The sequence below is a fragment of the Lysinibacillus sp. FSL K6-0102 genome, from assembly GCF_038003545.1.
Taxonomy (GTDB): Bacteria; Bacillota; Bacilli; order Bacillales_A; family Planococcaceae; genus Lysinibacillus; species Lysinibacillus capsici.
The window spans coordinates 3,686,095-3,699,660 of sequence record NZ_JBBOPH010000001.1 but is presented as its reverse complement, the minus strand read 5'-3'; the positions used below and the strand labels follow the sequence as shown (position 1 = coordinate 3,699,660).

The following is a 13,566-nucleotide window of genomic DNA, read 5'->3' as shown; positions in this document are numbered from 1 at the left end:
CAATATAGTTAATATAGATAGGAATAGGAATGATGATTAAATTTCGTCCATAAAATAGAAGTAATGATAAAGAAAGTAACTTTTGTTTTGCAACAAGAAAGAACGTGAGGTTGAAGAGATGTTAACATTTACAGATTTACATGGCCTACAAGTAGATTTGAGTTTTACAAGAGGCGAATTTAAAGTAGAACCTAAACACGTCCTTGTCCTTTTAAAGCATGAAAATAAATGGTTATGTACTGTCCATAAACGACGTGGTGTAGAAGTGCCAGGAGGGAAATTAGAAGAAGGGGAAACCTTAGAGGAGGCGGCGATTCGAGAAGTTTTTGAAGAGACAGGTGTTCATGTGAAGAATCTTCAATGGTTTGCAGAGTATGCAGTGTATGATGAAATCGTTTTTTGTAAATCCGTTTTCACTGCACAATTTTTAGCGCAAGAGGATATAGAATTTGATTTAGAAACGTCAGGCATGCTTTGGTTAACCGATGAAGAATTTGCTCAGCATCCTAACTTGAGTTTTCACATGAAGGATGAGGGGATGAAGAAAATGCTGGAGGAGCTGAAACATCGTGACACACAATGGTGATATTATCGAAAAACGCCCCTATCCTTCACCAAATCCAGCTATACGTTTAACGGAAATAACCTATCTTTCACAGGGCTTACGTATAAAAGGACTATTAGCAGAGCCAAAGACTGAAGGTACATATGATGGCTTTTTATATTTAAGAGGCGGCATGCAAAGCATTGGGATGGTAAGACCCTCTCGTATTGCACAATTTGCGGCGCAGGGCTTTATCGTATTTGCCCCATATTATCGTGGGAATCGTGGGGGAGAGGGGCGTGACGAGTTTGCAGGGGCAGACCGTTACGATGCGGTCTATGCCGTAGATGTACTCAAACAATTCTGCAATGACAATATCCATGTTTTTGGTTTTTCACGAGGTGGTATTATGGCTCTGTGGACAGCTATTTTAAGAAGGGATATTACTTCTGTTGTAACATGGGCAGGTGTTTCTGATGCAACGGCCACTTATTGGGAGCGTACAGATATGCGCAGAATGATGAAGCGTGTTATTGGAGGAACACCTAATCGTGTACCAGAAGCGTATGATGCAAGAACACCACTTTTTGAGATAGAGCGTATAACAGCTCCCGTTCTTATCATTCATGGCTATCGTGATGAAAATGTGGATATTGAACATGCCAGACAATTGGCATTTTTTTTAGAGGAAGCAAATAAATCATTCGAAACTTGGTATGATCTTAACTATGCACATCAATATCCACCAGCAAAAAATCGTGAAACTGTCCGTGCTCTTTGCAAGTGGATGAAACAACAATAAAGCATAGAGAAAACAAAAAGACAAAGGGAACGAATAAATTGTTCCCTTTGTCTTTTATATAGACGTTATTTTAATGGACCACCAAGTGTAGTGATGGCTTCAGAAACGTTTGAGAATTTCTTGAAGTTTTCGTTGAATAAGCCTGCAAGCTCAGCAGCTTTTGCATCGTATGCAGCTTTATCTGCCCAAGCTTCACGAGGATTTAACACTTCTGAAGGTACGCCTTCAACTGCTTTTGGAATGTGTAAACCAAACACAGCATCTTGTGTTGTTTCAACATCTGCTAATTTACCATCGATTGCTGCACGGACCATTGTACGTGTGTAAGATAGTTTCATACGGCTACCTGTGCCATATTCGCCACCAGTCCAACCAGTGTTTACTAAATATACCTGTGCACCGTGCTCGTCAATTTTTTGTCCTAACATTTCTGCGTATACTGTTGCAGGAAGTGGAAGGAATGGAGACCCGAAGCAAGTAGAGAATACTGGTTCTGGCTCAGTCACACCACGTTCAGTTCCAGCAAGTTTAGAAGTGAACCCGCTTAGGAAGTGATACATCGCTTGTTCTTTTGTTAATTTACTGATTGGAGGTAACACGCCAAATGCATCAGCTGTTAGGAAGATGATTGTTTTTGGATGACCTGCAACAGAAGGATCAACGATATTTTCGATGTATTGGATTGGATAAGCTACACGTGTATTTTCTGTTAGTGAACCATCATCATAGTCACAAATACGAGTTTCTGGATCAACAGCTACGTTTTCTAATACAGAGCCGAAGCGGATTGCATTGTAGATTTCTGGTTCTTTTTCAGCAGAAAGGTTGATTGTTTTTGCATAGCAGCCACCCTCAATGTTGAATACACCATTATCAGACCAACCGTGTTCATCGTCACCGATTAGCTTACGATCAGGATCAGCTGATAACGTCGTTTTACCAGTACCAGATAGACCGAAGAATAACGCTACATCGCCAGCTTCACCAACGTTTGCTGAGCAGTGCATTGAAAGAATACCTTGTTGTGGTAATAAGTAGTTCATGATACCAAAGATAGATTTTTTCATTTCACCAGCATATTCTGTACCACCAATTAAAATAATTTTCTTTTCAAGTGATACGATGATGAATGTTTCAGAAGCAGTACCATCAACCGCAGGATCTGCTTTAAAGTTAGGAGCTGAGATGACAGTGAAGTCGGCAACATGAGAAGCTAATTCATCTGCTGTTGGACGGATAAATAATTGATGAGCAAAAAGATTGTGCCATGCGTATTCATTGATAACTTGAATGCTTAATTGTGAGTCTTTGTCAGCACCTGCAAAGCCTTTGAATACGAATAACTCGTCACGTTCTTTTAAATATTTTATTACTTTTACATATAGGTTATCGAACACTTCAGAAGAAATCGGTTGGTTGACTTTACCCCAGTCAATTTGATCTTTTGTGCTTTCTTCTTCTACCGTATATTTATCTTTAGGTGAACGACCAGTGTATTTGCCAGTTTCTGCACGAACTGCGCCATCTACTGTTAACATTGCTTCACCACGAGATGTAGCTTTTTCTGCTAATTGTGGTACTGAAAGTTGAACATTTATGTTACCGCCGTTTAATAATTCCTTCAGTTCGTTTGCAATTTCTACTGAATTCATCGATTAAATACCATCCTTTTTTATAGTATTCCCTTGATTTAGAGGGATTTTTTCTTAATTTCAAAAATAGTATAACACAATTGCTTAAATAATCTATACTAATTAAGAAATTATTTTAGAGTTTTTACCACTTTTCAATAAACTGACAAAAAATAATGTTTTTCGAGTAGAATACCATCAATCCTACTGTAATTAGGCACGAAAATTGAGCCACACATATGTTACCACAAGTAGCTAGGTATGTTGTAGGGATTAATTTGCTTCTATTTACATCATCATCCAAGTATGAAAAGTTTTTGTGTAATAAGTTCTTTCCTTTCTATACAGTAATACATAAGAAAATATTTGACAACGTTCGACCTTTTCAGTAACATGAGATTGAACGGATACTCTTATCCCGAGCTGGTGGAGGGTCAGGCCCTGTGAAACCCGGCAACCTGCATGAACTATTTCACGACATGCGTTGGTGCCAACCTGATGCAAGGGAACATCCCTTGAACGATAAGAGTGAAAGGTTACGCAGTCATTATTCCTTTCCTCATGTAAAGTAACGTGAGAAAAGGATTTTTTTATTGCTATAAATCAATGTAAAGGTAAGTATATGTAGTTCTTTCCTTATTATAATGACGGATCTTTCGAAATCCTCGTGTTAAAAGCAGCAGTAACGGCTTGAGAGTTCAATCCTTAGGAGCGGACTTGACATGGGTAATGAGTACCGTATTCATACACAACTACTTATTGTAAGAGTATTTAGGAGGAAAACCAAATGACAAACCGTCGACTGTTTACATCAGAGAGTGTAACAGAAGGACATCCAGATAAGATTTGTGACCAAATCTCGGATGCCATTTTAGATGCTATTTTAGCAGAAGATCCAAATGCACGTGTAGCGTGTGAAACAACTGTAACAACAGGATTAGTATTAGTAGCAGGAGAAATTACTACTTCTACTTATGTGGATATTAAAGGTATTGTTCGTGACACTGTAGCTGAAATTGGCTATACACGAGGTAAATATGGCTTTGATGCTGAGAACTTAGCGGTGCTTGTGGCAATTGGCGAACAATCACCTGATATAGCTCAAGGTGTTGATCAGGCATTAGAGGCACGTGAAGGCTCTATGACAGATGCTGATATAGAAGCAATTGGTGCTGGTGACCAAGGCTTAATGTTTGGCTATGCATGTAATGAAACACCAGAGCTAATGCCATTACCAATTAGCTTGGCACACAAATTAGCACGCCGTTTAACAGAAGTACGTAAATCAGGTGAACTTGCCTATTTACGTCCTGATGGTAAAACGCAAGTAACGATTGAATATGATGACAATAATGTACCGGTTCGCGTGGATACAATTGTTATTTCAACACAGCATGATGAAGAAGCAACACTTGAACAAATTCAAGCAGATTTAAAAGAATTTGTTATTGCACCAGTTGTACCGAGTGAATTATTAGATGCTAATACGAAATACTTCATCAATCCAACTGGCCGTTTTGTAATTGGTGGGCCAAAAGGTGATGCTGGATTAACAGGACGTAAAATCATTGTTGATACATACGGTGGTTATGCACGTCACGGTGGTGGTGCCTTCTCAGGTAAGGATGCAACCAAGGTAGACCGTTCGGCGGCATATGCAGCACGTTATGTAGCGAAAAACATCGTAGCAGCTGGCTTAGCAGAGCGTGCTGAAGTGCAACTTGCCTATGCGATTGGCGTTGCTCAGCCTGTTTCCATTGCTGTCGATACATTTGGCACAGGTAGAGTGAAAGAAAGCGAGATCGTTGAATGGGTACGCGAGCTATTCGATTTACGCCCAGCAGGTATCATTAAAATGCTTGATCTTCGTCGTCCAATTTATAAACAAACTGCTGCGTATGGACATTTTGGTCGTACAGATTTAAATGTACCATGGGAGCAAATTGATAAAGCAGACGCGCTACGAGAAAAAGCACGTTTATAAACTATTGAACTAAAGTAATGAAGTCATTAGAAAATTATTCTGATGTATTAATAAGCAAAGGGGCAACATTGCTCCTTTTGTTTTTTTTACAAAAATACCTCGCTAGGATTCGTGAACATATTCGGTACACGAAAACGCGAGGGATTTTTTCGTTAGTATTGATTTTTTGTGTAGGTTATTTATTTCTGAAGTGATTTATAATATTGACCTTTTTCTGCGTATTCTCGTACGATGCGTTCCATATCCTCTTTATCTTCAGCATTTAATTCTCGGACAACTTTTGCTGGACGACCTAATGCTAAACTATTTGGAGGAATGACTTTACCAGGAGGTACTAGGCTTCCAGCTCCAATAAATGCACCTTCTCCAATCTCAGCTCCGTCTAAAATAATGGATCCCATACCGATTAAGGCATTTTTGCGAATTGTACAACTATGTAAAGTGACTTGGTGTCCAACTGTTACCTCATCTTCAATAATGAGCGGATATTTTGGGCTTTGGTGTAAACAGCAAAGATCTTGGATACTGACACGTTTACCAATAATCGTTGGGGAAACATCACCACGAATAACCGTATTAAACCAAATGGTTGTTTCGGCGCCAATTGTTACGTCGCCCGTAACAGTTGCGTAGTCAGCAATGAAAACAGACGGATCGATCTTTGGCGTTTTATCTTTAAATGGATAAATCATGAAAATCGCCTCTTTTCTTTCTATAATGTAGTATTATCGTATCAAATACGCAACTTTATGGAAATATAAAATTAAAATGTGCTATTTATTTCGATATAATCAAAGTGTAATTATTTTTTAGGAGGACTATGTAATGTGGAAATGGGAAGCTGATGGACAAGCAAAAGCTGTGATTGCTATTCTTCATGGTGCTTATGAAAATCACCGTTGGTATGCATGGCTGATAGAGAAATTAAGATTAGAAGGCTTCCACATAGTCATGGGAGATTTACCGAATCATGGAGGTAATGCAAGGTTTGCTCGAGTCCATGATGAAGACTTCAAATTGTACAATAAGTATACAAGAAACCTGATTGAAAATGCTTTTTCATATAATTTACCAACCTTTGTAATAGGGCATGGACTAGGTGCAACATTAATCCTCCATACACTGCAAAAGAGACAATATGAATGTGCAGGCATTATTTTAACATCACCTTGGTTGCAACTAAAGCTATTACCAGGTAAATTAACAAATGCTTTAACAAGTCTAAGTGCGTTAACAGCCAATGTTAAGTTGACACATGATATTACATTAGAGAAATTAACGCGTAGTGTTGAAGGCAGAGAAGAAATGAAAGATGATGTACCCCTCATGTCTGTTGTTTCTGTGAAATGGTATCGAGAACTTCAGCAGATGATGAAAAATTTAGTGATGCTGCCTAAAGGTGAAATGCCTAATATGCCTATGCTAATTATGACAGCTGAGAAGGATAAAATTACGGACACTCGCCAAACTCGAAATTGGCTTCATCAACAGGAATTCACGGAATTTCAGTTTAAAGAATGGGCAAATTGTTATCATAATTTATTTCATGAGGGAGAGCGCGAAGAGATTTTTATGTATATACGAGATTTTATTAATAATGCTCTTCGAAGAATTGGTTATATAATTAAATAGGTTTATACCCTTCCATTTACTAGGTTACTTACTTAAATATTGTTACTTAAAAATAATATTGTAATTTTCAGAAAAGTGTAATACTATAATGACTTAAAGTAAGGTAATTCAAATTGGAGGGGTAAAATGGATGTAATTGTAGAGAAGTTGAATGGTATTTTATGGGGACCATGGTTTATTTATGGCATCTTATTAATTGGGTTATTTTTCTCAATTATTACAAGGTTCCTACAAGTAAGGCACATTAAAGATATGTTTGTTTTAATGTTTAAAGGGGAGAAGTCAGAAAAGGGAATATCTTCATTCCAAGCAATGTCTATCGCATTATCAGGACGTGTAGGTACAGGTAATATTGCTGGTACTGCGACAGCGATTGGAATGGGAGGACCTGGTGCTGTCTTTTGGATGTGGGCAATCGCTTTCATAGGTGCGGCTACCGCGTATGTAGAGTCAACATTAGCTCAAATCTATAAAGAAGAGAAAGATACAGAATATCGTGGTGGACCAGCCTTTTACATAGAAAAAGGAATGGGCCAAAAATGGTTTGCAGTTATTTTTGCTGTGGCGGCTTTAATAGCAATGTTAATTTTGATGCCTGGTGTGCAGTCGAATGCCATCGCAGGTGCTGTTGAAAACGCTTTCGGTTTGGAAACATGGATCACAGGACTTATTATTGTTGTTTTATTAGGTGCTATTATCATCGGGGGTGTTAAATCAATCGCAAATGCTGCCCAGATTATTGTACCGTTTATGGCATTAGCCTATATCATTATGGCCATTATCATTATTTTTATGAATATTTCACAAGTACCAACGGTTATCGGATTAATTTTTTCTAGTGCATTTGGGGCTCAAGAAATTTTTGGAGGCATTATTGGTTCAGCGATTGCTTGGGGTGTTAAACGTGGAATTTACTCTAATGAGGCTGGTCAAGGAACTGGTGCTCACCCTGCGGCAGCTGCGGAAGTATCACATCCTGCTAAGCAAGGAATTGTACAAGCGGCGTCTGTTTATATTGATACATTATTAATTTGTTCTGCTACGGCATTTATGATTTTATTTACAGGCATGTACAATGTACAAGATGAAAAGGCAGCTGAGGGAGCAGATCCATTTATCCATATTGGAGAATTTAATAGTGGTGGATTAGCAGGCGATGAGCAAATGACTTTTGCGAAAAGTATTGAAGCAGGTGCAGCCTATACACAATATGCAGTTGACTCATCATTACCTGGCTTTGGTGCTCCATTTGTAGCCATTGCGTTATTCTTCTTTGCCTTTACAACAATCATGGCTTACTACTATATTGCAGAGACAAATGTCGCTTACTTATTTAGAGGTAGCACAGAAAAGGTATTCATTTGGATTGCGAAAATTGCCATTTTAGTTGCAGCCTTTTATGGTACAATCCGTACGTCTGGTCTGGCATGGGCAATGGGAGATGTAGGTCTTGGTTTGATGGTTTGGATTAACGTTATAGCTATTTTAATTATCATGAAACCAGCTATTGTCGCATTAAAAGATTACGAGAAACAGAAAAAAGAAGGAAAAGACCCAGTCTTTGATCCTCGTAAACTAGGAATTAAAGGTGCAGATTTCTGGGTTGACTATAATGAAAAACGCAATAACAAGTAGATAAAGAGCAAGGCGATCAGCTAGTTTGATAGAAACTAGCTGATCGCCTTTTAGCATGTAATTATTGAATAGGATGTTCTTTCATTTTCTCTAATGCAATGACGAAGGGTGGATCATTTTGTTGATTCAGAAATGCATATTTTAAGACATGAACATATTTTTGTGGCAGTTGGCTTACATAATCAATGACCTTATCACGCTCTTCTTTTCCACCTGGATGACCATGATAAATAACAAGAACAATCAAACCGCCCACTTTTAAGAGCTTTAATATATTCTCAATGGCTTGGATTGTTGTATTAGGTCTTGTAATAATATCATGGTTGCTACCAGGTAAATAGCCGAGATTGAAGATTGCCGCAGTTACAGGCTTGTGTACAAACTGTGTAACTTCTTCATGCCCTTTATTTAAAACGAGTGCTCGATGTTCTAAACCATGATCTAAAAGTCGGAGGAGTGTCGCGTCAACCGCCTCTTTTTGGACATCAAAGGCATAAACTTGCCCTTCATCCCCAACAAGCTGTGCCAGAAACAATGTGTCATGGCCGTTTCCAGCAGTTGCATCAACAACTGTATCTCCCTCTTTTATATTATCTTTTAATAACTGCTGGGCATATTGTAAAACGCGTTGTAGTATCATTTCATAACCTCTGCCTTATACAACTTCCCTTGCCAACTACCACGACGTTCAAGCTCAGCATCAATGCCATTCAGTACTTCCCATTTATTTACACTCCACATGGGTCCAATCATTAAATCAATCGGTCCATCACCTGTAATACGATGAATGACCATCTCTGGTGGTAAAATTTCTAATTGGTCTGCTACTAGTTTTGTATATACATCTTGATCTAAAAATTCTAGCATACCTTTTTCATATTGCTTCACCATAGGCGTTCCTTTTAATAGATGAAGTAAGTGGATTTTAATGCCTTGGACATCTAATTGTGCAACTGCTCGTGCCGTTTCCATCATCATGTCATAGTCTTCGAGAGGCAATCCGTTAATGATATGTGAGCAAACACGAATGCCATGCTTACGCAATTTTTCAACGCCTTCCACATACGTTGCATAATCATGGGCACGATTAATAAGATTAGCCGTTTTCTCATGCACCGTTTGTAGACCGAGCTCAATCCATAAATACGTCCGCTCATTTAGCTCTGCTAAATATTCGACAACATCATCGGGTAAACAGTCAGGACGAGTAGCAATAGAAAGACCTACTACACCTTCTTGCGCTAAAGCTGCTTCAAATTTTTCTTTTAAAACTGGCAAAGGGGCATGTGTATTTGTGTAGGCTTGGAAATAGGCCATGTATTTGCCATCCTTCCATTTCTGGTGCATTTTGTCTCGGATTTCAGCAAATTGAACATCAATTGGATCTACCTTATTACCAGCAAAATCACCAGAACCTGCAGCACTGCAAAATGTACAGCCACCGAAAGCAACTGTGCCGTCGCGGTTAGGGCAATCAAATCCTGCATCTAATGCCACTTTAAATACTTTATGACCAAATTGGTCACGTAAATAGCGATTCCATGTATAGTATCTTTTCCCCTCTGAAGGAAAAGGAAAATTCGTCTCTGTCATTTATTTCACTCCTCTAACGCTCTATTCTATCATGTGCATTTCGTTCCGTCATGGGGTAAGGGTAATATCATGATTTGGATAAAGAAAAATGGAAAGGAACAAAACTAAATACGATTGAAAATAGGATAGAAGTCTTGTAAAAAAGGTAAAATTATTTTCCTTGTACTTTTAAGTATTTCAGCATACACTAACTATTTAGAGAAGCGAAATAATGGAGGTCATCCTATGCCAAAACGTGTTTGGTTTTTAATTATCGGAATGCTTGTGAACACAACAGGCAACTCTTTTTTATGGCCTTTGAATGCCATTTATATGCATGATTATTTAGGCAAATCTTTAGCTATGGCTGGTTTTGTCTTAATGCTGAATTCTGCTGCTGGAGTATTAGGTAATCTATTAGGTGGTTACTTATTTGATAGAATTGGTGGCTATAAAGCTATTATGCTTGGTATCCTGTTAACGATTGCTTCATTAATTGGCTTAACAATTTGGCACGGTTGGCCACATTATGTGTGGTTTTTAACGATACTAGGCTTTAGTGGGGGCATTGTTTTCCCAGGTATGTTTGCCTTAGCTGGGGCTGCCTGGCCAGAAGGTGGACGTAAGGCTTTTAATACTATCTATTTAGCACAAAATGTCGGTGTTGCCGTAGGTCCTGCCCTTGCAGGTATAGTGGCAGATTATCAATTTGACTATGTGTTTAAAGTGAATTTAGGTATGTATATTTTATTCTTTTTCATTGCCTTATTTACATTTAAGCGTTTGGAGGCGGGCAGTATTGCACCTAAAAATGTCTTGAGCGAAAGTAAGCGAATCGTAAACAAGGCACCTTTCTATGCTTTGTTAATAATTAGTGCATCCTCCGTTTTATGCTGGCTAGCATATTCTCAATGGAGTGCAACCATTTCATCTTATACACAAGATTTAGGATTGGGATTAAAGCAATATAGCTTACTTTGGACAATCAACGGTCTTCTAATTGTCATTGGGCAACCACTCATTGCACCGCTCGTAAAGCGGTGGGAACACAATTTAAAGCGTCAGTTAGTATTTGGTGTAACGCTGATTGCACTTTCCTTTGGTATTATTGCCTTTGCAAACGATTTTAAAATGTTTGGAGCAGCGATGCTTGTCTTAACATTTGGTGAAATGTTTTATACGCCTGCATTACCAACGATTGCTAATCAACTGGCACCAAAAGGTCGTCAAGGATTCTATCAAGGGATTATCAATAGTGCTGCTACTGGAGGACGGATGATTGGTCCACTATTTGGTGGTATTATGGTAGATCAATTTGGCATGATTCCTCTCGTTTTAACATTGGTGGTCATCGTACTATTGGCGATTATTCCATGTTTAACATACGATTATCCTTTAAAGAAGAACAAAATAGTAGCAGATTAATAATGTCGCACTGAAAGGAGCAAAAACGAGTGTTAAGCACTTGTTTTTGTTCTTTTTTTAATAGTAGATATTGAAAAAATGTTGTAACAGGATTACAATCATACATATTCAAATATTTGAATATGTAGTTATATGGAGGGGTTTTTTATGGACGAGGGCTTACAACAGTTTAAAGCGGATTTTTTCAAAGCATTAGCACATCCGTTACGCATCAGAATACTTGAACTCCTTGTAGATGGACAGAAAAGTGTCAATGAGATTCAAGATTGCTTAGAGAAAGAGGGTTCTGCCGTTTCTCAGCAATTAAGTGTATTGCGTGCTAAAAATATTGTTTATGGCGTGAAGGAAGGAAAAAAAGTTTATTATTCTTTAAGTGACCCAATGATTGGTGCATTACTTGGGGTGGCAAAGGATATTTTTAATAACCATTTGGTTAATACCATTTCGAGATTAGAGGAAATGACAAGTAATGAAGGTGACGAAGAGAATAAGTAAATCAATGATGATGAAAAATTGGGCTTTGCTTATTATTTCGAAGGGAAGATTTATCTATGAAGTCACTGTTTACAGGACGCTTTGAAGGATATTCAGTTCAACATGTAAAGAAGGATTTATTGTCAGGGGTTATTGTGGGAATCGTTGCTATTCCACTTGCCATGTCCTTTGCCATAGCATCGGGTGTGAAACCTGAATATGGGATTTATACGGCTTGCATTGCAGGTATTCTTATTTCTCTCTTTGGAGGTTCTAAATATCAAATAGGTGGGCCTACGGGGGCGTTTGTGCCAATTCTATTGGGGATTGTTCTTACCTATGGCTATGAAGATTTATTACTTGCGGGTTTAATGGCAGGGGTATTGCTTTGTGTCATGGGCTTTTTTAAGTTAGGGACTTTAATTAAGTTTATTCCACGTCCTGTAACAGTTGGTTTTACAGCAGGGATAGCAGTGATTATTTTTACAGGTCAAATCGCTAACTTTCTAGGGCTCACAAATGTTAAAAGGCATGAATATTTTATCGCCAACATACAGGAAATCATTAAGCAGCTTGGTACGACAAATACGTATAGTATTCTTACTGCTGTCGTATGCTTGGCGACAATAATGATAACTCCAAAGTTTTTTCCAAAGGTTCCAGGAGCATTAGCGGGTATCGTTGTCTCTACACTTTTGGCAACTTTCTTCTTTTCAGGACAAGTTGCTACCATTGCAACGGCTTATGGGCAAATTCCTAATACATTACCTCATTTCGCCTTACCGAACATCACGCTCGAACGATTACAACAACTTATTGGCCCAGCGTTTGTCATTGCAATGCTAGGTGGTATTGAGTCTCTATTATCGGCAGTTGTGGCGGATGGGATGACAAATAGTAAGCATAACAGTAATCGTGAGTTAATTGGTCAGGGGATTGCTAATATTGTGACGCCTTTATTCGGTGGTATTCCAGCAACAGGCGCCATTGCACGCACAGCGACCAATATCAAAACAGGCGCAGTATCTCCTATGTCTGGTATCATTCATGGTGTGTTTGTTTTAATCACATTATTGTTATTAGCTCCATATGCATCTCATATTCCGTTAGCAAGCATGGCTCCGGTATTGATGGTCGTAGCTTGGAATATGAGTGAGCGACATCATTTTTCACATATCGCAAAATTAAAATCAGGCGACTCACTGGTATTATTGATTACCTTTTTATTAACGGTATTCACTAGTCTTACATTAGCAGTTGAGGTAGGGCTTGTGCTGGCTGTGCTATTATTTGCGAAACGCATGAGTGAAAAGCTTGTTGTTACAAAAGTACTTCCAGATCATTCAAATAAAAGTGAAAAGGTACAGCCACATGTAGTGCATCAGCAGCATGATTGCCCGCAAATTAGTATGTACACAATTGAAGGGCCGTTGTTTTTTGGTGCTGCACAAATGTTTGAACAAACGATTGAAAGTACTTTGCATCAGCAACCAAGAGTTTTGATATTACGGATGGGGAAAGTGCCCTTTATGGATTCTACTGGAGAAGCATATTTTAGTAATATCATTGAAAATTATACAGCACAGGGCGGTACTATTTTGGTAACGGGTGTGCAAGGAGATTTAAAGGATGCTCTTCAGCACAATGGACTTTACGATAAAATAGGCGCGCAGCATTTTTTTCAGCATACTGGAGAAGCGATTACAAAAGCTTTCCATTATTTAAACGTCAATCAATGTATTGGTTGTCAGCACTTTGCTTTTCATGAATGTCAGGATTTATCAAAGTCTAAGGAAGAAAAGGATTTAATTGTTCAGTAATGGGTAAGCTGTAAACAAAGGCTTGTGCTTTTCAATACTTTCCATTA

12 protein-coding genes and 1 riboswitch are annotated in these 13,566 nt (G+C 38.4%); of the genes, 8 read left to right on the top strand and 4 right to left on the bottom strand.

Translation table 11 applies throughout. From position 1 onward, the window contains the following. Nucleotides 1-118 precede the first annotated feature (118 nt). Both NYE73_RS18690 and NYE73_RS18685 read left to right on the top strand, forming a co-directional pair. Nucleotides 119-586, top strand: a complete 468-nt coding sequence (locus NYE73_RS18690) for an NUDIX domain-containing protein (protein ID WP_054549912.1) — start codon at nt 119-121, stop codon at nt 584-586. Beyond that, nucleotides 570-1,346, top strand: coding sequence for an alpha/beta hydrolase family protein (locus NYE73_RS18685; RefSeq protein WP_048391082.1), 777 nt, complete (start codon nt 570-572; stop codon nt 1,344-1,346). The genes NYE73_RS18690 and NYE73_RS18685 overlap by 17 nt, the downstream gene beginning before the upstream one ends. Before the next feature lie 65 nt (nt 1,347-1,411). Here the strand turns inward: NYE73_RS18685 and pckA are convergent, their stop codons facing one another. Beyond that, nucleotides 1,412-2,998, bottom strand: a complete 1,587-nt coding sequence (gene pckA / locus NYE73_RS18680) for a phosphoenolpyruvate carboxykinase (ATP) (RefSeq protein ID WP_048391084.1) — start codon at nt 2,996-2,998, stop codon at nt 1,412-1,414. A 389-nt stretch (nt 2,999-3,387) separates the two neighbouring features. Further along, nucleotides 3,388-3,506, top strand: a riboswitch (SAM riboswitch). 258 nt (nt 3,507-3,764) lie between these two features. Between pckA and metK the strand changes: the two genes are divergently transcribed. Further along, nucleotides 3,765-4,961 carry a methionine adenosyltransferase gene (gene metK, locus NYE73_RS18675; RefSeq protein ID WP_004225981.1) on the top strand — a complete coding sequence of 399 codons (1,197 nt, stop codon included), beginning with the start codon at nt 3,765-3,767 and terminating at the stop codon, nt 4,959-4,961. A gap of 179 nt (nt 4,962-5,140) precedes the next feature. Here metK and NYE73_RS18670 read toward each other — a convergent pair whose 3' ends face one another. Further along, nucleotides 5,141-5,653, bottom strand: coding sequence for a gamma carbonic anhydrase (locus NYE73_RS18670; RefSeq protein WP_016994472.1), 513 nt, complete (start codon nt 5,651-5,653; stop codon nt 5,141-5,143). 133 nt (nt 5,654-5,786) lie between these two features. Here NYE73_RS18670 and NYE73_RS18665 point away from each other — a divergent pair, with 133 nt between their 5' ends. Together NYE73_RS18665 and NYE73_RS18660 are read left to right on the top strand one after the other, a co-directional pair. After that, entirely contained in the window at nt 5,787-6,593 is an 807-nt protein-coding gene (locus NYE73_RS18665; RefSeq protein ID WP_054549914.1) for an alpha/beta hydrolase, read from the top strand. Nucleotides 6,594-6,719: 126 nt separating this feature from the next. Continuing rightward, nucleotides 6,720-8,228 (top strand): alanine/glycine:cation symporter family protein, encoded by a 1,509-nt coding sequence (locus NYE73_RS18660; RefSeq protein ID WP_048391090.1) that lies wholly within the window; start codon nt 6,720-6,722, stop codon nt 8,226-8,228. A 61-nt stretch (nt 8,229-8,289) separates the two neighbouring features. On the opposite strand, the gene NYE73_RS18655 is transcribed toward NYE73_RS18660, so the two are convergent. Beyond that, complete coding sequence (locus NYE73_RS18655) at nt 8,290-8,868, bottom strand: tRNA (mnm(5)s(2)U34)-methyltransferase (RefSeq protein WP_048391092.1); 579 nt, start codon at nt 8,866-8,868, stop codon at nt 8,290-8,292. Next, entirely contained in the window at nt 8,865-9,821 is a 957-nt protein-coding gene (locus NYE73_RS18650; protein WP_048391094.1) for a TIGR01212 family radical SAM protein, read from the bottom strand. Before NYE73_RS18650 ends, NYE73_RS18655 begins: the two co-directional genes overlap by 4 nt. Nucleotides 9,822-10,046: 225 nt before the next feature. Here NYE73_RS18650 and NYE73_RS18645 point away from each other — a divergent pair, with 225 nt between their 5' ends. From NYE73_RS18645 to NYE73_RS18635, 3 genes are all read left to right on the top strand, one after another. Continuing rightward, on the top strand, nt 10,047-11,225 hold the full coding sequence (locus tag NYE73_RS18645) for an MDR family MFS transporter (protein ID WP_048391096.1): 1,179 nt from the start codon (nt 10,047-10,049) through the stop codon (nt 11,223-11,225). 147 nt (nt 11,226-11,372) lie between these two features. Next, complete coding sequence (locus NYE73_RS18640; RefSeq protein ID WP_048391099.1) at nt 11,373-11,720, top strand: ArsR/SmtB family transcription factor; 348 nt, start codon at nt 11,373-11,375, stop codon at nt 11,718-11,720. Nucleotides 11,721-11,776: 56 nt separating this feature from the next. After that, nucleotides 11,777-13,519 carry a SulP family inorganic anion transporter gene (locus tag NYE73_RS18635; RefSeq protein ID WP_103118681.1) on the top strand — a complete coding sequence of 581 codons (1,743 nt, stop codon included), beginning with the start codon at nt 11,777-11,779 and terminating at the stop codon, nt 13,517-13,519. Nucleotides 13,520-13,566: the final 47 nt, after the last annotated feature.

Excerpts from the sequence above, each read along its gene's own strand:
- NYE73_RS18655 (WP_048391092.1), bottom strand. The coding sequence starts at position 8,868 with ATGATACTACAACGCGTTTTACAATATGCCCAGCAGTTATTAAAAGAT.
- NYE73_RS18640 (WP_048391099.1), top strand. The coding sequence starts at position 11,373 with ATGGACGAGGGCTTACAACAGTTTAAAGCGGATTTTTTCAAAGCATTA.
- pckA (WP_048391084.1), bottom strand. The coding sequence starts at position 2,998 with ATGAATTCAGTAGAAATTGCAAACGAACTGAAGGAATTATTAAACGGC.
- NYE73_RS18690 (WP_054549912.1), top strand. The coding sequence starts at position 119 with ATGTTAACATTTACAGATTTACATGGCCTACAAGTAGATTTGAGTTTT.
- NYE73_RS18665 (WP_054549914.1), top strand. The coding sequence starts at position 5,787 with ATGTGGAAATGGGAAGCTGATGGACAAGCAAAAGCTGTGATTGCTATT.
- NYE73_RS18645 (WP_048391096.1), top strand. The coding sequence starts at position 10,047 with ATGCCAAAACGTGTTTGGTTTTTAATTATCGGAATGCTTGTGAACACA.
- NYE73_RS18650 (WP_048391094.1), bottom strand. The coding sequence starts at position 9,821 with ATGACAGAGACGAATTTTCCTTTTCCTTCAGAGGGGAAAAGATACTAT.
- NYE73_RS18635 (WP_103118681.1), top strand. The coding sequence starts at position 11,777 with ATGAAGTCACTGTTTACAGGACGCTTTGAAGGATATTCAGTTCAACAT.
- metK (WP_004225981.1), top strand. The coding sequence starts at position 3,765 with ATGACAAACCGTCGACTGTTTACATCAGAGAGTGTAACAGAAGGACAT.
- NYE73_RS18660 (WP_048391090.1), top strand. The coding sequence starts at position 6,720 with ATGGATGTAATTGTAGAGAAGTTGAATGGTATTTTATGGGGACCATGG.
- NYE73_RS18670 (WP_016994472.1), bottom strand. The coding sequence starts at position 5,653 with ATGATTTATCCATTTAAAGATAAAACGCCAAAGATCGATCCGTCTGTT.